The sequence below is a fragment of the Variovorax raffinosi genome (assembly GCF_051216615.1).
In the GTDB taxonomy this organism is placed as follows: domain Bacteria; phylum Pseudomonadota; class Gammaproteobacteria; order Burkholderiales; family Burkholderiaceae_C; genus Variovorax.
The window spans coordinates 80,906-105,457 of record NZ_JBPJZR010000014.1 but is presented as its reverse complement, the minus strand read 5'-3'; the positions used below and the strand labels follow the sequence as shown (position 1 = coordinate 105,457).

Below are 24,552 nucleotides of genomic sequence, written 5' to 3'. Positions count from 1 at the left end.
AGCGGTCAGCTGAATGGGCGTCCGCAAGACGCGTCGAAAGGCGGAGCAGTCTGCCTGCACCACAGAAGCACTCTCATCGTGCTGTCGAGTGTTCATCTTCCAGGCTGATACGTACAGAATCAGATCGGCTGAAAATTTTCGTATCAGATGCAAGGAGGTCGACAGTCGCGCCGGGCAGTCCGACGTCTGATATGACAATCTCGGGAGCGGTCCAGAACGACCGTATCAGAAAGAGATGCCCGTGAACCGCTACGAGAAGCTTGCCGACAACATTGCTCAGCGTATTCGCGCGGGTAGCCTGAAGGCGAACGATCGCCTTCCCTCCGTGCGCGAACTGAAGTCGCAAATGGGCATCAGTGCGTCCACCGTGTTCTCTGCTTACTACCTGCTGGAGGCGCAAGGGCTTGTCGAAGCGCGGCAGCGGTCGGGATACTTCGTTCGAGCGGGCGCGGAAATGCCGACCAACGAACTCGCCGCCAGCGAGCCTGTCCTCCGGTCCATGTCGGTCGACGTCTCGTCGCTTGTCTTTCAGGTCCTTGCGCAGGCTCGCGAGCGCGATATGGTCCCGCTCGGCTCGGCCTTTCCGTCGCCAGAGCTGTTTCCCTTCGAACAACTTGCCGCCGGCCTGACGCGAGCGCTCAAGCGGATGGATCCTTGGCAGACCGTCGAGGATTTGTCACCAGGAAACGCCCTATTACGCCATCAGATCTCCCTGCGTTACGGCAGCGTCGGGATGGATGTTCCTGCGTCTGAACTGGTCATCACCAGCGGGGCGATGGAAGCCCTCAATCTTGCACTCGAATCGGTGACGCAGCCAGGCGACGTCGTGGCGATCGAAACGCCAACCTTTTATGGTGCGTTGCAGGCACTGGAGCGGCGCGGTCTTCGCGCGGTCGAGGTTGAGACCCACCCGCGTACAGGCGTAGATCTCAGCTCTCTTGCTCGCGTGCTCGACCAGCATCCGGTGAAGGCCTGCTGGTTCATGCCGACCTTCCAGAATCCAATGGGCTGCACCATGAGCGACGCAGCCAAAGAGCAACTGGTCAGCATGCTCGCCACCCGCGCCATACCGCTGATCGAAGACGACGTGTACGGCGAGCTCGCGCATGGGGCTCGGAGACCGCCACCAGCCAAGGCCTGGGACCGGGCTGGCTGGGTGCTGCACTGCAGTTCTTTCTCGAAATCCCTGGCACCCGGATATCGCATCGGTTGGGTAGCGGGCGGTCGCTTTGCAGCCACTTTGAGTCGGAACAAGTTGATGGGCTCGCTGGCGACGGCACTCCCCTCGCAACTGGCGTTGCAGGAGTACCTCCAACACAAGAGTTTCGATCGTCACCTGCGCGCCCTGCGACATTCGCTCAGCCGCCAGCAGGCTGCATGCTTGCGACTTATCGATCGATACTTTCCGACTGGAACGCGGGTCACGCGCCCCGAGGGTGGCTATTTCCTGTGGCTCGCGCTGCCGGAAGGTGTCGACTCGCTCGCACTGCACCAGGACGCTCTTCGGCTCGGCATAGGCGTAGCGCCGGGCCATTTGTTTTCAGCCGACCGCCGATACACCCGGCACCTGCGCATTAACTACGGGTATCTCGGCGACCCGCGCTTGGAAGGGGCTATCAGGACTCTTGGAGATCTCGCCAACGCGCAGCTTGAATCTACAACTGGAAAATCGGGGCCAATCTTCGAAGAACGTTCGTCGAGATCCTAGTTAGGGTCAATGCAGATCGAGGTCCGCCGCCTTCGACTGACTCTCAACGTCACGCGCGCCGCTTCTGTTCAGTCGCCGACGCTTCACCGCAAGATGGCACGAAGGCCTGAAGCGGTAGCCCCGACTTCTTGGCGACATGATTGAGGGCGTCGTGGACGACTGCGCTTTCAATGTATGCAATGAGCCCTGAGGCGGCTTTCCATTTGCTCGAAAGCGGCCATCCAATGTGATCGCTCTTAGGAGTCGCCTGCATAAATCATTGCCGCGCCGCCCGAAGCCAGCGCCAGGAGGGCAATACCGGGGCCGACGAGTTGCGCGCCTGGCAAGCCGACCAGATGCGCCGTGGCCGAGAGCAGGCACACGGTGCCAGCCAGGCGCATCGCCCATCCCACGGCAGGTTTGCGGAACAGCACTCCGTCGGTTCTCCATGCCGCCAACAGCGCGCCGCCGCCCGCCGTCCACGCCCCGATCGTGAACAGCACGTCGAAGAGCGCGCGCAAGCCCGCGTAAGCCGCTTCTCCGCCGGTTTGCGATGCGCTCAACGGAAGCACCATGGCCACCGTGGCATCCACGACGATGAACAGCGCACTTGCGATGGCCAGTGCGAGCCATCCCGCCATTGCCGTGGTGGCTCCGCGCCTGTATTCGCACGAGGCGAGCAGCAAGGTCCCCACCGCCAGGAACACGTCGCAGGGCATGCCGACCAGGCCTGCCAGGCGCATCCAGCCTGTCGCTTGCGGCGTGGCTGCCATGGCCTGCGCAGTGCTGGACGCTCCACCGGGCAACGCCGCCTCGGGTCCGGCCAGGACATAGAACACACAAGTGGCAATGAGACCGACGGCTCCGGTGCCGTACAGCAGCGCGCCCAAGCGTGCCGGGGTACCAGAACCAGGGGTTGTCGAAGCAAGCATCGGTCGCCTTTCGTGAAATTGGCCAGAAGTTATCGTTGCTAACATCAAGCGTATGAGCCAATGTTATTCTTGTCAACATGAAGAGAGCGAACGCGATGCACAACCCTCGCTCGAGAGCCGAGCCGAAGGTTGGATACCACCATGGCGACTTGCCGAGAGCCCTCGTGGCTGCGGCAACGCGCCTTATCGATGAAGGGGCGGGCGGGCACGTCACGCTGCGTGCGGCCGCCATTGCGGCGGGCGTGAGCATCGCGGCGCCCTATCGCCATTTCGAGAGCCGGGAGGCCTTGCTTGCGGCCGCGCTCGCCGAGGGATTTCGTGATCTGACCCGCCGCACTGATCAGGCGCGCCGCGCGGCGCCCGATCCATTGCAGGCGCTGGTGGCATCGGGCACGGCGTACGTGCGGTTTGCGGCCGACCGGCCTCGGCTCTACCGATTGATGTTCGGACCGGAATGCGACAAGGCCTCTTTTCCCGAACTCATGCAGGCAGGCCACGAGTCGCTGGGTGTGGTGCAGCAGGCCGTTGCCGACGCCCGGGTCGGCCTCGGGATTGCCGAGGCCGACGTGCAACGGATTGCCTTGACGGGCTGGTCGCTGACCCACGGCCTCGCATCGCTTTATGTCGATGGGCTCCTGGCTGATGCCTGCACGCCGGCCGACCTGGATGCCACCGCGCACGGCATGGTGGTGACGCTGATCGAGGGCTTGCGCAAGCGACCGGGCACAAATCGAAGGGCCCAGTAAGGAGTCACAGCTTTATGTACTGCGCGCGGCGCAAGAAGCTAGTGGACGCGCACGCCTTCGCACACAACAGTAAAACGCTGCTGCTCGAGAATCTGAACACGCTCCCAGGCATCCCGGGGAGGTGAGCGTCTGGCCGACAGCGGCGCACCGAATCGTCGCGCAAAACTTACCTGACTGGCTGGGCTGCTCACCCGAGCGGCGCATCGTTGAATGCCCGCACTGCCATTCGTCAAAAGAGGGCATCCACCACCCCATCGCCATCGGCGGATATGGGCACGCTGAATAAAATCCAGCCATGTCCGCCGCTTTGGTCCCACGCCCCCAGTGCCCCGCTTGCCTGCGCCCCGTCAGCGCCTGCATTTGCCGCTGGGTCGCGCCCACCGCCCACGCGGTGGAGGTACTGGTGCTGCAGCACCCGCTGGAGGTACACCAGGCCAAAGGCAGTGCCCGCCTGCTGCACCTCAGCCTGGCACACTGCCGCGTGGTGGTGGGTGAGGCATTTGCCGTGCCAGTCTGGCCGGTGGACGGCAAGCACACGCTGCTGCTGTACCCGGACAGTCTGCAAGATACCGCCCCGGACCTGCGGGTCCCACCCCCTCTACCGCCCGAGTGGCCGCAAGCGCAGTCGAGCCTGCGCCTGGTCGTGCTGGACGGCACCTGGCGCAAAAGCCGAAAGATGCTCTACCAAAGCCCGCCACTGCAACAGTTGCCCCGCTTGTCCCTGCGCAACCTGCCGCCTTCGCACTACCGTATCCGCAAAGCCCATGGGCCCGACCAACTGTCCACGCTGGAGGCGACCTGCTACGCCTTGTGCCAACTGGAAGGCGGTGCAGCGCGGTTCCAGCCCTTGTTGGATGCCTTCGATGGGTTTGTGGAGTACTTGGAGCAGGCTGGCGGGCAGCGAAACGCGCAAACTGACGAGTCATGCCCTTGACCAAGGGCTACGGGGGTCATTTAAGTGACCAGCTAAATGGCTGGTTTTGGCCGCGTTGTGCCCGCTGCCTTACTCTTCTGTTTGCTGGGCTTCGGCCTGGCGGCTCCAAGGAGCATCGGACGCCTCACGCCAAGCCATCCAGCCTGGCTGCATTGCTGCAAGCTCAAGCAGCGTCTGGTCCCGCGCGACCATGCTTTCCAAAGTGACCAGCATTGCTTCGGCCATGTGGAACGCATCCCCCGCTAGGAACTGCCATCCTCCATCGCCTGCATCGCGTGATGCCATAAGGACGGGCTCTTCGCCATCAACGATGGACCGCACCGTGAAACAAACCACATTGGGTGGACTGTTGAACAGCCAACTCTGCGGCTCTGTGGTCATGCTGGGTCCCGTGTGTAAACGTCTGGTTGCGGCCAGGTCCGGTCCTATCTCGCTCCAGGTTTGGTGGAGGGAGCCTTCATCGCAAAGGCCTGCTTGTCGCTTCGGTTGAAGCCGACCGCCTCATAAAACTGCAAGGTCGCTTCATCTTTCCTGCCGGTCATCAGCATGACCTTGTAGCAGCCTTGCGACCAGGCGAAAGACAGAGCCTCGACAAGCACAGCCTTGCCGTATCCGCGCTTTCGATGGTCGGCATGAGTCACGACGTTCTCGACCAGGGCATATGGCTTGCAGCCACGAGTGAGATTCGGGACGACGGTGACGGTGCAACTGGAGACGAGTTGTTCAGCCGTGTAAGCCCCGAAGTATCTGTAGCGCGGGTTGCCCATCAACTCCTGCCATATGGACTCGACAGTGGCAGTGTCCGGCAACGGATCATCGGTGTTGTGAAGATGCTGGTACAGGGCCAGCAGGCTCTTGAGTTCCGAAGATGCGATTTGTCGAACTTCCATACACCTGCTTGAATCGCCCGTCGGTGATGAAGGGTTGGTCATGGTCGACTGTAGTCGGTCGCGCCGCCGTCGCGAAGGGGCTCGAAGCCGTCGTACCAAAACCCTTCAAATTCACCTCCAGAACTCGCGTGGTTCGTCGGAAAATTTCATGGATTGGTAGAGCATGGATCGTGATCGGATGTTATGCAGACGTGCAATGAAAGGCCCGTTTCAGTGTCTCGACGAGTTCCGGGCCGTGCCCGAAGTGATTGATGAACTTCGATGCAAATTCGTCTAGGAGACAAGTCAATGCTGTGCCCTTGTAGTCACTTGGTGAGACTTCGGGAGACTCAATCGCGAGGGCAAACAGAAACGAAAGCGCCGCTTGATCCCCATGCCGCCCACTCATTTCATTCGGCTCTCCTAAAGATGCTCTGTAGGCAGAGATTTGATCTTGAACATCTCGCCATTGGGCCATTGATAGCGCCTCATTTCTGCGCAATCGCATGGCGCTGGCCCAAGTCCCTGCATCAATCGGCCAGAGCTCCCGCAGTAACTCCAGCATTTCCTCTGCAAAGACTAGAAAAGACGGGACGTGATTTTCTTCAGGAAATCTGAGGTCACTTGTTTGCCTCACGTAGTCCTGCCATTGATATCGAATTTCTTGGCCAGTCACTCTCTGTTCAATCCAGTAGCGTTGCGAGGAATCGGTCTGGGCCAGCGTATGGAATCGAAGCCAGGGCAAAGGTGTGTTCGTTGAAGGACGGCTTCTGGCCGAGCGCGACCGTCGTTCGTATTCTGCCGCGCCTTCCCGTGCCCAGCCCAAGTGCGCACAGCGTCGCTGGCACCGCCTTTTTGTGAGCGGGGCACGCGAAGCGCCGGTCGTCGCCCACGGCGGTCCGGCGGTCGAAGAGGGGATTGGGCGACGCCCTCAGTCGACAGCCTCGCGGTCGTTCCAAGTTCAGTGAAAGAAATTTCATCCCCAGTGAAACACGACAGCAGCCTTCACACCGCCTCGACAATCGCATCGATCGCCACCCGCAGCCTCGGCAGCATCACCGGCGCCGTGAGCCACAGCGCATGGATCGGCAGGTGCCCCGCGATCTTCTCGTTCATCAGCGTACGAAGGCAGCCTGTGGCCAGGTCGTCGGCCACCAGCCAGCGCGGCAGCAGGCCGATGCCGTGGCCGGCGCGCACTGCGGCGAGCGTGAGCATGCTGCTGTCGGTGCGCAGCCGTGAAGGCGGTGACCAGTTCTCGATGCGGCCCTCGGCATCGACCAGTTGCCAGGGCACCGGCTGGCCGCGGTGCGCGCTGGCGATCAAGGCATGTCCTGCGCAAAGATCGTCCTTCGTGGCCGGCTCGCCGTGCTGTTCAACATAGGCCGCCGAAGCGCACATCACCAGCTCCTGCATGCCGAGCCGCCGCGCGGTGAGTCCCGTCACGTCGGGCAGCTCGCCGATGCGCACGGCCAGATCGATGCCGCGTGCCAGCAGGTCGACGCGCTCGATGTCCAGTGAAATGTCGAAGCCCATCGCCGGATAGCGCTCGCCGAGCGCCAGCAGCGCCGGCGCGATCACCTGCGTGCCGTACAGCGGTGGCAGGCTGACGCGCAACATGCCGCTGGGCACTGAAGCCGCTTGTGCAAGTGAGGCTTCGACCCGGTCGATATCGCCGGTCGCGCGCAGGCAGGCCTCCTGGTAAGTCTGGCCTTCGCGCGTCAGCGACAGGCGCCGCGTGGTGCGGTCGAACAGCCGCACCTGCAGGCGCGCTTCGAGCCGCGCGATGGTCTTGGCGACGGCCGACGGGGTCAGCGCCAGTCCGTCGGCGGCCTTGGCAAAGCTGCCTGCCTGGCAGACGGCCAGGAAGACGCGGATGGGGCTTTGCGGCTCGAGGTTGGACATGCGGGGGAGGGTGAGAGATCGATTGCGGAACCCAGCGCGCGGGTCTCGCGAAATCTTATCGTTTTACCTCCGAGGGATGGCTTCCTAGCATCGGTGCATGAGTTCAACCCACAACGAAAGCACCTCGTGAGCACAGTCAAGACCTACGCCATCATCGGCGGCACCTCGGGCATGGGATTCGCGCTGGCCCAGCAACTGGTGGCGCGTGGCGACCGCGTCCTCATCGGCGGACGTTCGAGCGAAAAGGCCGAAGCCGCGGCACAGAAACTCGGTCCGCTCGCCACCGCGCGCACCGTGGACGCGAGGGAGCGCGCATCCATCGCCGCCTTCTTCGAAGGCAGCGGCCCGCTCGCCGGTTTGTTCACGCCAGGTTCCGTCAACCACTCGGTGTCGTTCCGCGAAGACTCGCAAGAGGCGGCCGAGGCGGTGTTCAAGGCCAAGTTCTGGGGCCAGTACTGGACCGTGCACGCGGCCTTGCCGCACCTCGCGCCGAACGCGTCGGTGGTGCTGATGTCGGGCGCGGCTTCGGTGCGGCCCATCGGTGCACCGGCCTATGCGGCCTGCAACGCGGCGGTCGAAGGGCTGGCCCGCGCGCTCGCGCTGGAACTGGCGCCGATCCGCGTCAACTGCGTGTCGCCCGGGACCATCGACAGCGAGCTGTGGCGCAACAAGCCGCCCGAGGTCTTCAAGGCCGTGGGCGAGATGTGGGAGAAGCTGACGCTCAACCGCCGTTTCGGCACTGTGGCCGAAGCGGCGGGTGCGGCGCTCTTCTTGCTCGACAACGGCAACATGAGCGGATCGACGATCTACGTCGACGGCGGCTACACGCTGCGCTGACACGCGAACGACGTGCGGGCCGGGGCATGAAAAACAGATAAGCAAACTCCAAATCCGCATTTCCGGCGATGCGGTGTTGCGGGCAACACTCGAAGGCTTCTTCGCAACTCTTTCCCTTCCGGATGCCGGGCATCAGATCGCGCACACCGTTCCCGGCGGAAGGCACCTCGATCTTGTCTCCACCTTCCTTCACACCCCGGCCTTCCGCGAACGCCGCGCCGCTGCGCCTGGGCTTCTTCAGTCGGCTGCTTGACGACGCAACGGCCTCCGAGCGCTACCGGCTCGTCGCGGCGCAGATCGCGCACGCCGAGGCCTTCGGCTTCGATTCGGCCTGGGTCGCGCAGCACCATTTCCATGAACACGAAGGCGGCTTGCCGTCGCCGTTCGTCTTTCTCGCCTACGTGGCCTCGCGCACGCGGCGCATCCGGCTGGGCACCGGCATCGTGACCTTGCCGCTGGAGAACGCGGTGCGCGTGGCCGAAGACGCGGCCGTGCTCGACCTGCTGTCCGGCGGCCGGCTCGAAGTGGGCGTGGGAACGGGCGGCACGCCCGAGGCTTTCGCCGCGTTCGGGCTCGATAGCGACGACCGCCCAGCCATCTTCGCAAAGCACCTTGCCATGGTGCGCGCCGCGTGGGCCGGCCAGCCGCTGGCCGGCGGCGACACGCTGTACCCGGGCGCCTCGCAACTGCTCGATCGCATCTGGCAGGCCACCTTCTCGGTGAGCGGCGGCACGCGCGCGGGGCAGGTGGGCGATGGCCTGATGCTCTCGCGCACGCAGCCGCGTTCCGCCGAAGCGCCGAACGCCACGCTCGCCGACATCCAGAACCCCATCGTCGATGCCTACCTGGCCGCGTTGCCGGCCGGCAAGGCGCCGCGCATCGTCGGCTCGCGCAGCGTCTTCGTGGCCGAGACCCGCAAGGAGGCACTGCGCCTGGCCGACATCGGGCTGCGTCGCGCCGCCGCCCGATTCGCTTCGTCGAGCCAGGCCGGCCTTTCGGGCCGCACCGGCCCCGATGCCACGCTCGACGAACTGATCGCCGCCTACGACGTGCACGTCGGCGCACCCGACGACGTGATCGCTTCGCTGCGCGCCGACAGCACGCTGCAGCGCGTGACCGATCTCGTGTGCCAGGTGCATTCCATTGACCCGCCGCACGACGCCATCCTGCGCTCCATCGAACTGACCGCCACCGTGGTCGCGCCGGCCCTGGGCTGGGTGCGCGACGCGGGCGCGTCAGATCCTCAATCCACTCACACGCTCCTCAAGGCCGCATGAACGCCATCGCATCTCCTCCCGTGTCTTCCATTCCCGATGTGATCGACCGACTTGTCGGCGTTGCGCCGGGCGATCACATCGATCTCATTCGCGCGCATCGTCAGGAGGCACGCACGCATGCGCAGCAGAGCTACCTTGCGCTGTTCGCGCCCACGCCGCCCGTGTTCGGGCATTTCAATGCGGTGGACAGGTTCGCCGTCGCGGCCTTCGTCGCCGGCCTGCATGGGCAGGCGGACGTGGCGCGCTTCTACGCCACCGAGCTGGCCGGGCAGGGCGCCCGCGCCGGTCTGGCCGAGGCCATTGCCGCCGAAACGAAGCGCGGCGCCGCGCAAGGGCCCTATGGCCGCTATCCCGCAGGGCCGCTCAGCGCCGAAGACACGGCAGGCCCGACATACGCCGTGAACGACGCGCACCGCGAGGTGCTCGGCAGCCGTCTTTCCGCGGCCCTTGTGCACGCACACCTGCTCGTCTTCCATCCGCGCGATGCGAGCCCGGCTGCCTTGCAGGCACTGCTCGACGCAGGCTGGTCGAGCACCGAGATCGTCACGCTGTCGCAGCTCGTGGCTTTTCTCGCGTTCCAGATACGCGTCGTCACCGGCCTGCAGGCGCTGGCCCAACGTCCCGCCCCCGCAACCACGGCTTGAACACCATGAGCACCGAATCGACCCTGACCCATCCGGACAATACGCACCCCAGCGTCTTCACGCGAGCCCAGCTCGAATGGCTGCCGTGGCTGGAGCCGCTGCCCGAAGCCGAGTTGACCGAGCGGCACTATGCGGGGCTGGTGGATGCGGCCCGCGCCAAGTCGCCGTACTTCCGCTTGCTGGCGCGCGACCCCGACATCCTGGGTGCCCGCACGCGCACCGACAAGGACATCTTCTACAACCCCGAAGCCGGCCTGCCGCGCGCCGAACGCGAGCTGTCGGCTGCAGCGGCCTCGCGCTACAACGGCTGCATCTATTGCGCGTCGGTGCATGCGCGCTTCGCCTCGCATTTCTCGCACCGCACGCAAGACGTGCAGCGTCTGCTGGACGAAGGCGTGAATGCCGAGCTGGGCGAGCGCTGGAATGCCATCGTCGCGGCCTCGGTCGCGCTGTCGTCCACGCCGTCCACCTTCGGCCCCGATCACATCGAGCAACTGCGCGCACAAGGGCTGGACGACCTGGCGATTGCCGACGTGATCCACGGCGCCGCCTTCTTCAACTGGGCCAACCGGCTGATGCTGTCGCTGGGCGAGCCGCAGGAGACGGTGAAGGCATAGGTATTCGCCGATGGCGGTGTGCGCCTCACTTGCGCGAGGCGCCGAAGCTGCTTTCCAGAAACTCGACCAGCGCTTGCATGCGTGCCGTGCGCCCCTTGCGGGTCGGCACCAGCAGCGTGACCGGCGCGCTGTCGAACTGCCAGTCGGCCAGCACGCGCACCAGCGTGCCGCGCGCAATGGCGTCCGCCGCGTCCCACTGCGAACGCAGCACCAGCCCCATGCCTTGCTCGGCCCATTGCCGCGCCACGCCGCCGTCGTTGGTGACGTAGGCGGGCGAGATGCGCAGGGTCTCGCGCGCCGAAGCGCGCTTGCCTGCGGCGCGCACATGCCACAAGGTCACGTCTTCGTCGTTCTCGCGGATGCTGATGCAGTCGTGCGCCATCACGTCGCGCGGCACCTGCGGCACGCTGTGCAGGCGCAGGTACTCGGGGCTTGCGCACAGCCATCGCTCGTTGGCGCTGAGCGTGCGCGCCACCCATGACGAATCGCGCACCGCGCCGATGTGGATGACCGCGTCGGCATCGTGCCGGTCGGGCCACGGCGTCTCGCGCAGGTCGAGCTGCACATGCAGCCCCGGATGCAGGCGAGCGAAACGCGCAAGCATCGGCGCCACGTACTGCCGGCCATAGCCGAAGGGCGCGGCGATGCGCAGCGTGCCGGTGAGCCGGCGGTCGTCGCGCTGCATCGATTCGCGCAAGCCCTCGATCTGCGCCAGCAGCGCGGCGGCTTCGCGCGCGAAGCGTTCACCCTCGGGCGTCAGGCTCAGCTTGCGCGACGTGCGGGTGGCGAGCGACAGGCCCAGCGCGGCTTCCAGCTTGCGCAGCCGCATCGACAGCGCGGGCGGCGTCACGTCCAGCGCACGGGCCGCGGCGCTCAGGGACGGCTCGCGCAGCAGGGCGGCCGCCAGTTGCATGTCCTCGATCTGGATCATTCACTTGTGCTTAACGATTGATGACGCTGCATTGAAGCACAACAGGGGTCTTGGAACGTAGAGTCCGTGCTCATGCAAGCACCCATCGCCCCCACCGAAGCGTCTTACCCGCGCGCAGTTCTGTTCGACCTGCTGACCGCGCTGCTCGATTCATGGACCGTCTGGAACGCCGCTGCCGGCTCGGAAGAAAAAGGCCGCGCCTGGCGCGCCGAGTACCTGCGCCTGACCTACGGCTGCGGCGCCTACGTGCCCTACGAACAGCTCGTGAAAGAAGCCGCGCGCAACACCGGCATGGCCGACTCGGCGCCCGACGCGCTCGAAGCCCACTGGGACACGCTGCCCGTGTGGGACGGCGCACGCGAGCTGCTGGTGGCGCTCAAGCCGCATTGCAAGCTCGCGGTGGTCACCAACTGCTCGCGCCGGCTCGGTCATCGCGCGGCCGCGCGACTCGGCATCGACTGGGACGTGTTCGTCACTTCGGAAGAGGCCGGCTTCTACAAACCCGATCCGCGCCCCTACCGCTCCGCGCTCGACCAACTGGGCGTGAAAGCCGAAGACGCCGCTTTCGTCGCCGGCTCGGGCTATGACATGTTCGGTACCTCGGTCGTCGGCCTTCGCACCTACTGGCACAACCGCGTGGGTCTGGCGCTGCCGCAGGGCGCGCCGTCGCCCGAACTGCAGGGCGCCACGCTGGCACCGGCGCTGCCGTGGCTCCAGTCCTTCGGGCGGCTTGCATGAACCGCCTCGCCTGGCTCCAGCGCGGCGCGCTCGCGTTGACGGCGGCCTTCATCCTGCACGCACCCGCGCTCGCGCAGGGCACGGGCTTTCCGCAACGGCCCGTGACGCTGATCGTTCCCTTCCCGCCGGGCGGGCCCAGCGATGCGCTGGCACGCGGTTTCGCGCTGCACATGGGCAAGCAGCTCGGCCAGGCCGTCATCATCGAGAACGTGGCCGGGGCCGGCGGCACCATCGGCCTGACCAAGGCCGTGAAGGCGGCGCCCGATGGCTACACGCTGGCCTTCGGCACCATCGGCACGCACGTTGCCAACGTGGCGCTTTACAAGAAGCTGCCCTACAACCCCGAGACGGATTTCCTGCCCGTCGGCCTCGCAGGCGCCGCGCCCATGCTGCTGCTGGCGCGGGCCGACCTGCCGGCCAACAACCTCAAGGAATTCGTCGCCTGGCTCGGCACGCACAAGGGCAAGGCCTCGTTCGGCAGCGCGGGCGTGGGCTCCATCTCGCACTACGGCTGCGTGCTGCTGCTGTCGGCCTTGCAGCAGAACGTGGCGCACATTCCCTACAAGGGCGTGGCACCGGCCATGAACGACCTGATGGGCGGGCAGACCGACTTCATGTGCGACCAGACCACCACCGCGCTGCCACAGGTGGCCGGCGGCAAGGTGAAGGCGCTGGCCGTGCTGTCTTCGGCGCGGCTGCCGCAGTTGCCCAACATCGGCACCGCAGCCGAGGCCGGTTACCCGCTCGATGTGCGCGCCTGGAACGCCATCTTTGCGCCGCGCGGTACGCCCGAGCCTGTGATGGCGCGCTTGCGCACCGCACTGGCCGATGCCGCGGCCGACCCCGAATTCCGCCGTCAGATGCTCGCCGTGGGCGTGGACCTGCCGGCGCCCGATGCACTCAAGCCCGCCGCCGTGTCGGCCCTGATCGCGCGCGGACTGCGCGACGACGTGCCCGCGCTCAAGGCCAAGGGCGACTACCTGGATTGATGAAACGATGAACAACGACGCCTTGACTCTCTCGACCCTCGACACACCCGCCGCCATCGTCGAACGCTCGCGCATGCAGCACAACATCGCGCGCATGCAGCAGCGCATGAACGAGTTGGGCGTGCGCTTTCGCCCGCACGTCAAGACCACCAAGTGCGCCGAGGTCGCGCGTGCGCAGCGCGATGCGGGCGCGCAGGGCATCACCGTGTCCACGCTGAAGGAGGCCGACCAGTTCTTCGTCGATGGCTTCACCGACATCCTCTATGCGGTCGGCATGGCGCCGCACCGGCTGCCGCATGCGCTGGAGCTGCGCCGGCGCGGCTGTGCGCTGGTCATCCTCACGGACGGCGTGGCCTCGGCGCGCGCCATCGCCGAGTTCGGCCGCGCGCAGGGGGAGGTCTTCGAGGTGCTGATCGAGGTCGACACCGACGGCCACCGCTCCGGCATTCGCCCGGAAGACGAGGTGCTGCTCGAAGTCGCGCACGTGCTGCACGACGGCGGCATGCGTCTTGGCGGCGTGATGACGCATGCCGGTTCCAGCTACGACTTCGATACGCCCGAGGCGCTGCGCGCCATGGCCGAGCAGGAGCGCGCCGGCTGCGTGCGCGCCGCGCAGCGGCTTCGCGACGCCGGCCTGCCGTGCCCCGTGGTCAGCGTGGGCTCCACGCCCACCGCGCTGATGGCCGAGCGGCTGGACGGCGTGACCGAGGTGCGGGCAGGCGTCTACGTGTTCTTCGACCTCGTGATGCGCAATGTCGGCGTCTGCACCGAAGCAGACCTCGCGCTGAGCGTGCTCACCACGGTGATCGGCCATCAGGTCGAGAAGGGCTGGGCCATCGTCGATGCGGGCTGGATGGCGATGAGCCGCGACCGTGGCACGCAAAAGCAGAAGCGCGACTTCGGCTACGGCCAGGCCTGCGATGTCGACGGCACGGTGCTCGAAGGCTATGTGCTCAGCGGCGCCAACCAGGAACACGGCATCCTGTCGCGCGAAGGCGCGCCGGACACCGACATCGCCACGCGCTTTCCGCTCGGCACGCGCCTGCGCATCCTGCCCAACCACGCCTGCGCCACCGGCGCGCAGTTTCCCGAATACCACGCGTTGTCAGAAGACGGAAGCCTGGCGCGCTGGGGGCGCTTCCACGGTTGGTGACGGCATGGCGATCGCCGCTGCGGCGACTGCATCGGCCGCAGTTGCCGTCGCGGCATCGGCGCGCGTGCGGGTGACCGCGCAGCGCCCGTAGGTGTCGTCGAAGCGCACGATATCGTCTTCGCCCAGGTAGCCGCCGGTCTGCACCTCGATCACCTCCAGCATCGTTTTGCCCGGGTTCTCCAACCGGTGGATGGCGCCTGAAGGCAGGTAGATCGACTCGTTCTCCCGCACCAGCGTGACCACGCCGTCGCAGGTCGCCTTGGCCGTGCCCTGCACCACGATCCAGTGTTCGGCGCGGTGGTGATGCATCTGCAGCGAAAGCTTGGCGCCGGGCTTGACGGTCAGGCGCTTGACCTGGAAGCGCTCTCCCGTGTCGACGCTGTCGTACGCGCCCCAGGGCCGCACCACGCGCCGGTGCTCGGTGGCCTCGGCGCGGCCTTCCAGCGCAAGCATCCGCACCACGTCGGCCACCTGTTCGGCACAGCCCGCGCCAGCCACCAGCACGGCGTCCGGCGTGTCCACGATGATGAGGTTGTCGGTGCCCAGCGCCACCACCGGCCGGTGCGGTGCATGCACGAAGGTGTTGTGCGAGTGCAGCACGCTGGCCTTGCCGCTCAGGCGGTTGCCGGCGCCGTCCGCCGGGTACAGATTGGCGACCGCGTTCCAGCTTCCGACGTCGCTCCAGCCGCCCTCGAATTTGACGACCGCGATGTCCTTGTGCTTTTCGAGCACGGCGTAGTCGATGCTGTCGCTGCGGCAGGCCGCGAAGGCCTCGGGGTCCAGCCGCAGGAAGCTGCCGTCGGTCGACACATCGGCGGTGGCGCGCTCGCAGGCCAGCAGGATGTCGGGCGCATGCGTGCGCAGCGCCGCAATCAGGGTGCGGGCCTGCACGAGAAAGATGCCGGCGTTCCAGCAATAGCCGCCATGCAGGATCAGCGACACCGCCACTTCTTCCGATGGCTTTTCCACGAAGCGCACCACCGCATGGCTGCAGCCGTCGCCCGAAGCCTGCCCCGCCTCGATGTAGCCGTAGGCCGTGCTCGGAAAACTCGGCACCACGCCGAAGGTGACGATGCGGCCGGCCAGCGCGGCTTCGACGCCGCCGCGCACGGTCTGCGCGAACAGCGCGGTGTCAGGAATGTGATGGTCTGACGGCGCGAACAGCAGCAGGTCGTCCTTGTCGGCCAGCAGCGCCGCGCAGGCCATGGCCGCCGCGGTGTTGCGCGCCACCGGCTCCAGGATCTGCCGGCCGGTGGTGCGCGCGCTTTCGACCGTCTCGCGCACCAGAAAGCGATGGTCTTCCGACGCGATGCAGGTCACGTTGGTGTTCAGGCTGCCCAGCCGCTCCAGCGTGAGGTGCAGCAGGCTCCTGCCGCCGACCAGCGGCGCGAATTGCTTGGGCAGCGCCTTGCGCGACAGCGGCCACAGGCGTGTGCCGCTGCCGCCGCAAAGCACGACGGGATGAATGGTGGTGGTGTTCATGGGTCGCCTTTCAGATGAGGCCCGAATAGGCCGCGTAGCTCACGGCCTGCGCGCGTGAATGCACATGCAATTTCTTGTAGATGTTCTTGATGTGCGCGTTGACGGTCTGCCCCGAGATGCCCAGCTTGGCGCCGATCTCCTCGGTGACATGGCCGCGCGCCACGAAGCGCAGGATTTCGCATTCGCGCCGCGTCAGCGCCGTCTCGCGCTGCGGCGGATCGATGGGCGACAGCTCGGCGGGCCGGTAGCTCAGCCGGCCCAGCAGCCGGCGCGCCAGCCGCGGCGTGATGGCCGCGCCGCCGTTGACCACCTGCAGCACCGCCTGCGCGAAGCTCTGCAGCCAGGCGTCCTTCAGCAGGTAGCCGGTGGCGCCCAGCTCGAAGGCATGCAGCACATGCGATTCGTCTTCCAGCGCGGAGATCACGATGATCTCGACATTGCGGTGGTGCTTGCGGGCTTCGCGGATCAGGTCGAAGCCGGTGCCGTCGCCCAGGCGCAGGTCGACCATCAGCACATCGAACTTGTGGGTGGCCAGCAGCCTGCGGCCATCGCGCAGGCTGCCGGCCTGGCCTTCGAGCTGGATGCGCAGGTCGGACAACAGCTCCTGGGCGATCACGCGGCGCATGAACTCGTCGTCGTCGACGAGCAGCACGCGAACCGGCGCATCTTCCTGTCCGTTCAGGAAGCCGGGCCACAGCGGCGCGGCGGGCGGGCAGACGCCGGCCGGGTAGCCCGATCGGCCGTCGGCCAGTTCACCGGGCGGGCGGTATGCAGGATCAGGCATTGGAGTGTCCCAGGTTGGATGTTTGAAGAAGGGGCGTACCTGAGGCGAAGACCGGGCTGCCATCGGGCACGGGCCGCCACGCGGACTGCAGCGGCGGCACCGGGTCGTCGAAACCATGCGGATTGGCGGCTTGCCAGCGCCAGCAGTCCGCGCACATCTGGTCGAGGTCGCGCCGCGCGCGCCAGCCGAGGCTTGCGCGGGCATGGCGCGCATCGGCCCAGTAGGCGGGCGCATCGCCGGGGCGGCGCGGCCCGATGCGCAGGGCGATGCGGCGGCCGCTGGCGCGCTCGAAGGCGCTCACCACCTGCAGCACCGAGGCGCCGTGCCCCGTGCCCAGGTTGGCCATCAACATGCCGGGTTGACGCGCCGCATGGCGCAGCGCCGCCACATGGCCTTCGGCCACGTCCATCACATGCACGTAGTCGCGCACGCCGGTGCCGTCGATGGTGTCGTAGTCGGCGCCGTGCACCACGAGGTGGTCGCGCTCGCCGGCCGCCACCTGCGAGATGTAGGGCATCAGGTTGTTGGGCGCACCGTGCGGGCGTTCGCCCAGCAGCCCGCTTTCGTGCGCGCCGATGGGGTTGAAGTAGCGCAGGCAGGCCATGCCCCAGCGCGCATCGGCATGCGACAGGTCTGCCAGCAGGCTTTCCACCATCGCCTTGGTGCGGCCATAGGGGTTGACGGCGGCATGCGGCGCGGTCTCGGGAATGGGCGAAGGATGCGTGTCGCCATAGACCGTGGCCGACGAAGAAAAGACCAGCGCGCGAACACCGGCGCGCGCCATCGACTGCACCAGCGTGAGCGTGCCCGCGAGGTTGACGTCGTAGTAGCTCACCGGGTCGGCCACAGAGTCGCCGACCGCCTTCAGGCCCGCGAGATGCACGACCGCGTGGATGTCGTGCACCGCGAACACGCGGTCGAGCGCCGCGCCGTCACGCACGTCGCCGCGCACCAGCACCGGCTGCACGCCCGTGATGCAGGCCACCCGTTGCAGCGAGCGCGCGTCGCTGTTGACCAGCGTGTCCAGAACCACCGGCAGGTAGCCCGCCGCGATCAGGGCCACGCAGGTGTGGCTGCCGATGAAGCCTGCACCGCCGGTCACGAGGATCTGGGTGTGGGGCATGGTCTTGGCTCGATAGATGGCAGGCGGTCGATCGATGTCAGCCGGCCACGCAGCGCAGCAGTTCCTGCTCCAGCCGCAGCAGGATCGCGTCCTGGTCCAGCTCGCTTTCGGCAAAGCGCCGGCCGGCCGCGCCCAGCCGGTCCCGCGTCTGCGGCGACATCGCCAACTGTTCGATGGCATCGGCGAGCGCGGCCGCATCGCCGGGCTCGACCACCACGCCGCGGCCCGACACCACATTGCTCAGCTCGGTGCCCGCATGCGCCGTCACGATGACGGCACGGCCGCTGGCGAGCATGCCGCCCAGCTTCGAGGGCATGACGAGGTCGGCCGCATCGGCGCGCTGCGGCAGCACATGGATGTCGGCCATGCCCAGCAACTCGTTGAGCCGCTCGGCGGGCTGCAAGTCGAGAAAGTGCACGTTGCCCAGCCGGATGCAGGCGGCCATCAGCGGCTCGCGGCTCGGGCCATTGCCGCAGAACACGAAGTGGATGTTGTGCGAGCAGACCAGCAGGCGCGCCGCCTCGGCCAGCAGCTCGATGCCCTGCTTGCTGCCCAGGCTGCCCGCATAGAGCACCACCACCGCGTCGGCGGGAATGCCCAGCTCCTGCCGGAACCCGGTTGCCGGCCCGGGCACATGCGGCGCGTTGGTGGCCGAAGGGCGGATCGCCTTCACATCCACCCAGTTGGGAAAGAGCACCAGCCGGCTGCCATCGATGCCCTTGCTCCTGGCCTTCTCGATCATGGCTGTGGAGATGGTCGACACCCGGCTGAAGCGGCTCAGCAGCCAGTGCTCGGCCGACAGGGCAAAGCGCTTCACGCGCTCGCCGCGCACCCAGCCCAGGCCGAAGGCGGCATCGACCTCGTAGTCCTGGATGTGCAGCCACGACTTGATGCCCAGCATCTTCGAGAAGAGCAGAACGGCCGGCGCGCAGAAGAGCGGCGGCTCCACCACGAACACAAGGTCCGGCTTCCAGCGCATCTGCGCAAACAGCAGCGGCATGCTCGACAGCATGAAAGACAACAGGTGCCCCATGCGTGCCAGCGTGCGCGGCTGCTTCGGCACCCATGTCGGCGCGCGCCAGACGGTGATGCCTTGCCAGTTGCTCTTGCGGTAGGTCCAGGCCGAGTAGCCCTCGAACACCGCCCAGCGCGGAAAGAAGGGCGGTGATGCGATCACGCGAACGTCGTGCCCCCGCGCATGCAGCCACTGCGCCATTTCGCCCGAGTACTTGCCGATGCCGGCCAGCTCGGGCGTGAAGTTCATCGAGTACAGAAGGATCTTCACGGTGACGACCTCAGGCGGTACAGGCCGAGCAGGCGCATGAACGGAAAGAAGCCGAAGGCCAGGCGCATGCGTGTTTCGTACAAGGCGAAGTCGGACACGCAGGCCAGGAAGAACACGTAGTGCGGCTTGTCGGGAAAGAGCGCCACCACCACGCCATAAGACAGGAAGCGCAACACCACCTCCAGCAGCGCCCAGCGGCCGAGCGAGCCCATCGAGGTGTTGAGCGACAGCACCATCTCGTGGTGGACCGTGTAGGTGCGCAGCAGAAAGTACGGCGCAATGCACAGGAAGATGCTGCGCGCCTCGTTGCCCAGCTTGAGCAATGGTGCAGCCACCGTGATGAGGCCCGCGAGCCCTACGAAGAGCGCGCAGCCCAGCAAGAAGGAATGCCGTGCCAGTTGCAGCTTCGACGCCGCAAGCTTCTCCGCGCTGGCACCCAGCATGGCCGGCGTCTTCGTGTACAGGAAGGCCTGCACGAACTGCGAAGGCGCCTCGGCCAGCAGAAACGCGAGCTTGAATGCGCCCACATAGCTCAGCGGCATGAAGAAGGCCACGATGAGCAGGTCCGACTTGCGCAGCAAAAAGGTCAGCAGCGAATAGACCGTCGCGCTGCCTTGCGAAGCCAGGTCCAGCGCATGCCGCCCGCGCGGTGGCGCCACGCCGTGAGGAGACAGGCAGATCGCCCCACACACGACCACGAAGGCGAACAGGTTGATGAGCAGCAGATGCGCCACGCCCAGCTCGAAGCCCAGCGACGCACAGGCCGCCACGCCCACCACGAGGATGGTCGAGCGGATGCCCGCTTCCAGGTTGAGCAAGCCCGCATGGCCCAGGCCCCGGCTGTATGCCAGCCGCAGGCTGTTGAAGGAGAAGATCGCCAGCGTGGCCACCACCAGCACAAATGGCAGGCCGGTCACCGGCAGCCGCTGCGCGCCGAGGATGGCCACCACCAGCAGCGTGGCCAGCGGCAGCCCGACGCCCAGCGTGCGAAGCACATCGCCGCTGAACACGCCCGGCAGCACGCTGGCCGCGTTGCGCGAGAACAGCAGCGTGCTGCCCAGCGTGCCGACCACCAGCGCCACTTCCATCACCGACTGGTAGATCGAGTACTCGCCGAAGCGCGCGGGCGACACGTTCGCCGCCATCAGGAAGATCGCCAGAAAGCCCGACAGGTAGACGTACAGCCGCGACGCCAGCGCGCCCAGGCCGAGCAGCCGGGCCATGCGGCCACCGGGCAGTGCGAGCGAGGGGCTGAAGGGCTTCATGGCGTGCGCCGTTCGTCTGTTCGTTTACTTGGCGGCCGGCGCATCGGCCACGCGCAGCGTGTCGAAGACCCGGCGCGCGCGCGTGGCAAGCCTGAACGCGCTGTTCTTGGCCCGGCGCGCCACCAGCAGCGCATAGGTGAGCGCCGCGACCGTTCGCACGCGGCCGTGCAGCGCATGCGGCATCGCCATCTTTGCGCTGCCCTGGAAGTGCAGCGCCAGCACGCGCGCCATGTCGCCCGAGGACATCACCAGGCAGGGCTGGCCGTCGCGGTAGGCGATGCGCTTGGCGCCGCCACGAATGCGGAACTCGTGCGCCAGGTGGTTGTGCGAGCTGTTGATGTTGTGGTCGATCACGTGGCCGTCGAGCACGCGGTTGATCGGATCGGCATTGCCCGTGGCCTGGGCCCAGAGGTAGAGCAGCGTCATGTCGGAGACGCCGCCGCGCACGCCGCGTGCGGCAAAGCGCGCGGCAATCTGGCGCAGCTTTCGCTTGCCGGCCGGCGTCGCGTAGGTGTCGAGCACGAAGGCCACGAAACGCTGCAGCCCGTTCGATGTCCAATAGCTCACGTGCGGCGAGATCTGGCAGGGGTTCCAGCCGTCCGCGGGGCGAATGTAGGAGCCCGAGAAATCGGCCTTGCCCGCCAACCGCCGGATGTGCATGCCGGCGCCTTCGAACAGCAGCACATCGCTGTCGATCAGCACGAACTCGCGGCATTCGGGGTTCGCGGCCAGGTACTGCGCCAAAAGGAAGTAGCGCCGAAAGCAGATCTTCTCGAACTCGGGCGAATTGCTCGACAGGTGCACGTAGGCATGGCGAAAGCGCTCGTAGGCCGGGCCGGCGTCGGTGTTGGACAGCACGACCAGTTGCTCGCCGGCCTGCGCGGCGGCCTGGCGGCACAGCGACAGCGTCTGGTTCTGGCGGTCTTCCACCACGATGAAGGGCAGGGGTTGGCTCATGGCGGGGTCGGTGTGTGGGGTTGGTGAGGGGTCAGGGTTTGCGCGCCGTGGCACTTCGGACCAGCGCGACATGCGTGGGGAGAAAGCGGAAGTTGTCGTCCACCGGCATGTCCAGCGTGAACATGCCCTTGGCTGCGGTGGCCTCGGCGATCCAGGCGCGCAACTGCGCGGCCGGAAAGCGCGGCTCCGACGGCCGCGCCCACGAGGTGCCCAGCGGCGTGAGCACATGGAACATGAGTTCGGAAGGCGGCGTTGAAAAGCGCTCGGGCGGCTGCATGAACTCGCCGGCCATGAGGTTCTGGCAGGGCGCGCTCTTGAGGCTGAAGCGCTCCGCGCCTTCGCCCGCGTTGAAGGCCAGCCAGCGCTTGGGTGCGCCGCTGCGCGCGGCCCCGCACAGCATGTCCCAGTCGGCCGGCGTCATGCCCCGGGTGTTGTAGACACCGTCGAACCACCAGCCGGTGGCGAGCGGGCCGTAATGCTCGGACCAGTCCCGGATCACGCTGGACCAGGCCGCGATGAAGCGCTGCTGCGGCGGCGATTGTTCGGACACATCGCCCAGGCATTCCATAAGGTACGGGTCGGCTTGGGGTGCACGGAATGGCAGGTACAGGATGAGCGCGATGCCCCTTCGGCGCAGCGCCTGGCCGATTTCGAACGGCAGGTCGCGCGGTGGCCGGTTCTTTGCAGTGCCGGGGCACAGCACTTCGAGTGCGGGGTTGGGCGCGATGTACTGGCCGTTGTTCTGCCCGAGCGTCAGGATCAGGTGCGACGCCCGCATCTGCGCCACCGAGGCCGCGAAGGCCTCCACGTCGAAACGCATGACCTCGCTGATGGATTGCTTCTCGGGCAGGTAATGCACCATCACGCCGAAGCCCGGCAGCGGTGGTTCCGGCTGCTGTGCCAGCACGGCCGTCATCGATGCCGCAGCCAGCAGCAACAGCACGGCCAGAAAGCGCAACAGGGGAACCGCGCGATTTTTCATTGCATGGCCCTGGCGAACGAGACAGGCCTGCGCTTGAGCGTGAGGTAGCTCGCGGCCACCGCGCCGGGCGCGCAGGCTGCCGCCAGCGGCCATGCGGGGCGCGTGCGTTCGTGCCGCGCGAGGTAACGCGCGAGCCGGTAAGGATCGCAAGGCGCGCTGCCGACGAAGAAGCCGTAGCCCGAAAAAAGCTCCCGGTGCACCGGAATGTCCGACAGCAGCAGCGGCACGCCGAGCGTGGCCGCTTCGGCAGCGGAAAGGTTGAAGCCCTCGAAGGTGGAAAGCGAAATGAACGCCGTCGCACCGAGGTACAGCCGCACCAGTTCTTCGCGCGACACCAGCCCCCGGTGCCGCACGGCGCCGCGCACTTCCGGCGCCAGCGCGGCCACCATCCGTTCGACATCGGCCGCGCCGTTGCCGGTGATGTCGAGGCAGTCGACCAGCCCCGCGCGCTTCATGCGCTCGAACAGCTTCAGGATGCCGCCGAAGTTCTTGTGCGGGTAGTAGTGGTAGGCCGCGATCAGGTAGCGCTCGCGTGGTGCGGCTGTGGCGGCAGGGGCCGCGCCGCGAATGGCGTCCACCGGATTGAAGATGACCGCCGTGCGCTCGCAGGCGCCGAAGTGCCGCTCGAAGTCCTGCTGGCTGCTCTTGCTGATGAAAACCACGTCCGCCGCGCTGCGGGCGATGCGCCAGAGGCTCCAGTCGAGCCACAGGCGCTTCTGTCGCGTGAAGTACTGCGGGTACACCTTGTACTGCAGGTCGTGCACGATGACGATCGAATCCGCGTGCCGCCCGAACAGCGTGAGCGGCAGAAAGTAGTTCGGGAACAGCGAGAACACCCGCTCGCCTGACAGCAGCGCCAGCAGCCGGTGGAGGTTGTAGAGCAGCGTGTCCAGCAGGAAGCGGCTGAGCTTCAGCCGCCGCGCCGCTTCATACACACGCGGATGGCGTTCGCTGATCGGCAGCACCTTGTCGTCGGCGGACAGCCGCATGTTGCGCAGCAGCACCTCGGAGACATTCAGCACGCCGCCCGCGCCCTTGTTGAGCCGGATGGTGTCGTAGAACAGGTAGGTGGCCATGTGCGTGCGTCCTCAGGCGATGGGCAGGCCGCGCCGCGCGGCCCGGCGCTGCGGCCGGCGGGCGCGTGCGCTCAGGGCACCGGCGATCACTGCCGCGATCAGCCCCGAGGTTGCGAAGGGACCCCAGCCGAGGATCGGGCCGCGCATGAACGGCACGTACGCGGCCAGCAAAACCAGCGCCGAGAGATACGCGCCCGACAGCCCACGGTGCGGATCGACCGCCTTGTCGATCAGTCGAAAGCCCGCCGAGATCGCAAAGCCCAGCAGCAGCGGGCCCAGCAGGCCGAAGTCGAAATACGCCGTGGTGAACGGCGGCAGCGACAGGTTGCTCTGCGAGAAATTGCCCAGGATGGCCGACCAGCCCAGCGGATCGAAGTCCGGAAACATCTTCAGGTCGCGCGGCAGGAAAAACGAGAAAGCCGAGAGCAGGTAGCGCCCGAAGCCCAGGTCCGGAATGGGCGCGCGCTCCAGGATGCCGGCCACGACGAACATGGCGTCGAAGTCCTGGCTGAAGGGAAAGGTCGTGAGCCCTTCGCCCCAGAAGCTGCCGCGCGAGATCAGGTTCAGCACCGGCCCCAGCCCCGCGATGGCGCCGAAGATCAGCGAAGCCAGCAACCAGCGCCGTCCCCGGCCGAAGCCGTGGATGAACAGCGGCAGCAGGCCGATCAGGAGGATCTGCCGCGCCGTGTTCACCGGGTTCGCCGCGACTGCGGCCAGCGCGAGCGCCATGGCTGCCGCGCCCCACGCCCACAGCGTCTGCCGGCGAAACGCGTGGATCGCCAGCGCCACGAAGCACATCAGCACCACGAGCTTGGGCAGCGTCGAATAGACGATGTAGTCGACAGGCACGCTGTCGTCGTCGCCCAGGATGCCGCGCGCCACGAAGTTCAGGTCGGGCCGGATGAAGAGCGCGGCAAACGCGGCGAGCGAACAGCTCAACAGCAGCAGGAAGGGGTGGGCCACGCCGACCGCACGCGAATCGAACAGGCCGCCCGCGCGCGAAGCCGGCAGGTCGCGCACGCCGATGCGCGCGGCCTCCACGCCCGCCATGTACAGCAGCAGGAGCATCAGCGCCTGCGTGTGCGCGGCCGTGCCGATCACGCCCGTGTCCCAGAACTCGACGTCGTGGGCAATCTGCATGGCCGGCGCCAGCGAGAAGTAGGTGAGGATCGTGGCGTAGTGGATCAGCAGGAACACGCTCGCGCCCGACGCGCCGAGCAGCGCAAGCTGCACCAGCGACACCGCGAACACGGCCGCGTAGCCCCACACCGGATCGACCAGCCCGGCGAGCAAGGCGCAAGCGATGCCGAACCAGAAAACGAGGGTTCTCATGATGTGGGCT

General features: G+C 66.8%; 25 protein-coding genes. 10 read left to right on the top strand and 15 right to left on the bottom strand.

The window, feature by feature from the left end:
• Positions 1–241: 241 nt before the first annotated feature.
• Positions 242–1,708 (top strand): aminotransferase-like domain-containing protein, encoded by a 1,467-nt coding sequence (locus ACSFB7_RS31390; protein WP_435476250.1) that lies wholly within the window; start codon positions 242–244, stop codon positions 1,706–1,708.
• Positions 1,709–1,944: 236 nt separating this feature from the next.
• Here ACSFB7_RS31390 and ACSFB7_RS31385 read toward each other — a convergent pair whose 3' ends face one another.
• Positions 1,945–2,577, bottom strand: a complete 633-nt coding sequence (locus tag ACSFB7_RS31385) for a hypothetical protein (protein WP_435476249.1) — start codon at positions 2,575–2,577, stop codon at positions 1,945–1,947.
• A 206-nt stretch (positions 2,578–2,783) separates the two neighbouring features.
• Here ACSFB7_RS31385 and ACSFB7_RS31380 point away from each other — a divergent pair, with 206 nt between their 5' ends.
• Positions 2,784–3,365: a TetR-like C-terminal domain-containing protein gene (locus tag ACSFB7_RS31380; RefSeq protein WP_435476248.1), complete on the top strand. Its 582-nt coding sequence runs from the start codon at positions 2,784–2,786 to the stop codon at positions 3,363–3,365.
• Between the two features lie 295 nt (positions 3,366–3,660).
• Entirely contained in the window at positions 3,661–4,299 is a 639-nt protein-coding gene (locus tag ACSFB7_RS31375; protein ID WP_435476247.1) for a tRNA-uridine aminocarboxypropyltransferase, read from the top strand.
• Between the two features lie 69 nt (positions 4,300–4,368).
• Here the strand turns inward: ACSFB7_RS31375 and ACSFB7_RS31370 are convergent, their stop codons facing one another.
• From ACSFB7_RS31370 to ACSFB7_RS31355, 4 genes are all read right to left on the bottom strand, one after another.
• A complete protein-coding gene (locus tag ACSFB7_RS31370) occupies positions 4,369–4,680 on the bottom strand; it encodes a hypothetical protein (RefSeq protein WP_435476246.1) in 312 nt (103 codons plus the stop codon).
• A 44-nt stretch (positions 4,681–4,724) separates the two neighbouring features.
• On the bottom strand, positions 4,725–5,231 hold the full coding sequence (locus ACSFB7_RS31365) for a GNAT family N-acetyltransferase (protein ID WP_435476245.1): 507 nt from the start codon (positions 5,229–5,231) through the stop codon (positions 4,725–4,727).
• 139 nt (positions 5,232–5,370) lie between these two features.
• Positions 5,371–5,913, bottom strand: coding sequence for a hypothetical protein (locus tag ACSFB7_RS31360; protein WP_435476244.1), 543 nt, complete (start codon positions 5,911–5,913; stop codon positions 5,371–5,373).
• A gap of 260 nt (positions 5,914–6,173) precedes the next feature.
• The gene (locus tag ACSFB7_RS31355; RefSeq protein ID WP_435476243.1) at positions 6,174–7,070 is read right to left on the bottom strand and encodes a LysR family transcriptional regulator; all 897 of its coding nucleotides are present in this window, start codon (positions 7,068–7,070) and stop codon (positions 6,174–6,176) included.
• A gap of 126 nt (positions 7,071–7,196) precedes the next feature.
• On the opposite strand from ACSFB7_RS31355, the gene ACSFB7_RS31350 reads away from it, so the two are divergent.
• From ACSFB7_RS31350 to ACSFB7_RS31335, 4 genes are all read left to right on the top strand, one after another.
• Entirely contained in the window at positions 7,197–7,907 is a 711-nt protein-coding gene (locus ACSFB7_RS31350) for an SDR family oxidoreductase (RefSeq protein WP_435476242.1), read from the top strand.
• A 173-nt stretch (positions 7,908–8,080) separates the two neighbouring features.
• Complete coding sequence (locus ACSFB7_RS31345; protein ID WP_435476241.1) at positions 8,081–9,184, top strand: putative FMN-dependent luciferase-like monooxygenase; 1,104 nt, start codon at positions 8,081–8,083, stop codon at positions 9,182–9,184.
• The gene (locus ACSFB7_RS31340) at positions 9,181–9,828 is read left to right on the top strand and encodes a CMD domain protein (protein ID WP_435476240.1); all 648 of its coding nucleotides are present in this window, start codon (positions 9,181–9,183) and stop codon (positions 9,826–9,828) included. Before ACSFB7_RS31345 ends, ACSFB7_RS31340 begins: the two co-directional genes overlap by 4 nt.
• Before the next feature lie 5 nt (positions 9,829–9,833).
• Positions 9,834–10,445: an alkylhydroperoxidase domain protein gene (locus ACSFB7_RS31335; protein WP_435476239.1), complete on the top strand. Its 612-nt coding sequence runs from the start codon at positions 9,834–9,836 to the stop codon at positions 10,443–10,445.
• Positions 10,446–10,470: 25 nt separating this feature from the next.
• Here ACSFB7_RS31335 and ACSFB7_RS31330 read toward each other — a convergent pair whose 3' ends face one another.
• Positions 10,471–11,376 (bottom strand): LysR family transcriptional regulator, encoded by a 906-nt coding sequence (locus tag ACSFB7_RS31330; protein WP_435476238.1) that lies wholly within the window; start codon positions 11,374–11,376, stop codon positions 10,471–10,473.
• Positions 11,377–11,448: 72 nt separating this feature from the next.
• Here ACSFB7_RS31330 and ACSFB7_RS31325 point away from each other — a divergent pair, with 72 nt between their 5' ends.
• The 3 genes from ACSFB7_RS31325 to ACSFB7_RS31315 are packed head-to-tail and all read left to right on the top strand — an operon-like array spanning position 11,449 to position 14,256.
• Positions 11,449–12,114 carry an HAD family hydrolase gene (locus tag ACSFB7_RS31325; RefSeq protein ID WP_435476237.1) on the top strand — a complete coding sequence of 222 codons (666 nt, stop codon included), beginning with the start codon at positions 11,449–11,451 and terminating at the stop codon, positions 12,112–12,114.
• Positions 12,111–13,103, top strand: a complete 993-nt coding sequence (locus ACSFB7_RS31320) for a tripartite tricarboxylate transporter substrate-binding protein (protein WP_435476236.1) — start codon at positions 12,111–12,113, stop codon at positions 13,101–13,103. Before ACSFB7_RS31325 ends, ACSFB7_RS31320 begins: the two co-directional genes overlap by 4 nt.
• A gap of 7 nt (positions 13,104–13,110) precedes the next feature.
• Positions 13,111–14,256 carry a DSD1 family PLP-dependent enzyme gene (locus tag ACSFB7_RS31315; RefSeq protein ID WP_435476235.1) on the top strand — a complete coding sequence of 382 codons (1,146 nt, stop codon included), beginning with the start codon at positions 13,111–13,113 and terminating at the stop codon, positions 14,254–14,256.
• Here the strand turns inward: ACSFB7_RS31315 and ACSFB7_RS31310 are convergent.
• Genes ACSFB7_RS31310 through ACSFB7_RS31270 form a run of 9 tightly spaced genes read right to left on the bottom strand, consistent with a single transcriptional unit; the run spans position 14,209 to position 24,542 of the window.
• A complete protein-coding gene (locus tag ACSFB7_RS31310) occupies positions 14,209–15,738 on the bottom strand; it encodes a mannose-1-phosphate guanylyltransferase/mannose-6-phosphate isomerase (protein ID WP_435476234.1) in 1,530 nt (509 codons plus the stop codon). The genes ACSFB7_RS31315 and ACSFB7_RS31310 overlap by 48 nt on opposite strands.
• Before the next feature lie 10 nt (positions 15,739–15,748).
• On the bottom strand, positions 15,749–16,522 hold the full coding sequence (locus ACSFB7_RS31305; protein ID WP_435476233.1) for a LuxR C-terminal-related transcriptional regulator: 774 nt from the start codon (positions 16,520–16,522) through the stop codon (positions 15,749–15,751).
• Positions 16,515–17,645: a UDP-glucose 4-epimerase GalE gene (galE, locus tag ACSFB7_RS31300; RefSeq protein ID WP_435476232.1), complete on the bottom strand. Its 1,131-nt coding sequence runs from the start codon at positions 17,643–17,645 to the stop codon at positions 16,515–16,517. Before galE ends, ACSFB7_RS31305 begins: the two co-directional genes overlap by 8 nt.
• Before the next feature lie 37 nt (positions 17,646–17,682).
• Entirely contained in the window at positions 17,683–18,930 is a 1,248-nt protein-coding gene (locus ACSFB7_RS31295; protein ID WP_435476231.1) for a glycosyltransferase WbuB, read from the bottom strand.
• Positions 18,927–20,195, bottom strand: a complete 1,269-nt coding sequence (locus tag ACSFB7_RS31290) for an MATE family efflux transporter (protein ID WP_435476230.1) — start codon at positions 20,193–20,195, stop codon at positions 18,927–18,929. The genes ACSFB7_RS31295 and ACSFB7_RS31290 overlap by 4 nt, the downstream gene beginning before the upstream one ends.
• A gap of 24 nt (positions 20,196–20,219) precedes the next feature.
• Entirely contained in the window at positions 20,220–21,152 is a 933-nt protein-coding gene (locus ACSFB7_RS31285) for a hypothetical protein (RefSeq protein ID WP_435476229.1), read from the bottom strand.
• Positions 21,153–21,183: 31 nt separating this feature from the next.
• Positions 21,184–22,134: a hypothetical protein gene (locus tag ACSFB7_RS31280; RefSeq protein WP_435476228.1), complete on the bottom strand. Its 951-nt coding sequence runs from the start codon at positions 22,132–22,134 to the stop codon at positions 21,184–21,186.
• Positions 22,131–23,210, bottom strand: a complete 1,080-nt coding sequence (locus ACSFB7_RS31275; RefSeq protein ID WP_435476227.1) for a glycosyltransferase — start codon at positions 23,208–23,210, stop codon at positions 22,131–22,133. The genes ACSFB7_RS31280 and ACSFB7_RS31275 overlap by 4 nt, the downstream gene beginning before the upstream one ends.
• Positions 23,211–23,222: 12 nt before the next feature.
• Complete coding sequence (locus ACSFB7_RS31270; protein ID WP_435476226.1) at positions 23,223–24,542, bottom strand: hypothetical protein; 1,320 nt, start codon at positions 24,540–24,542, stop codon at positions 23,223–23,225.
• Positions 24,543–24,552 lie beyond the last annotated feature (10 nt).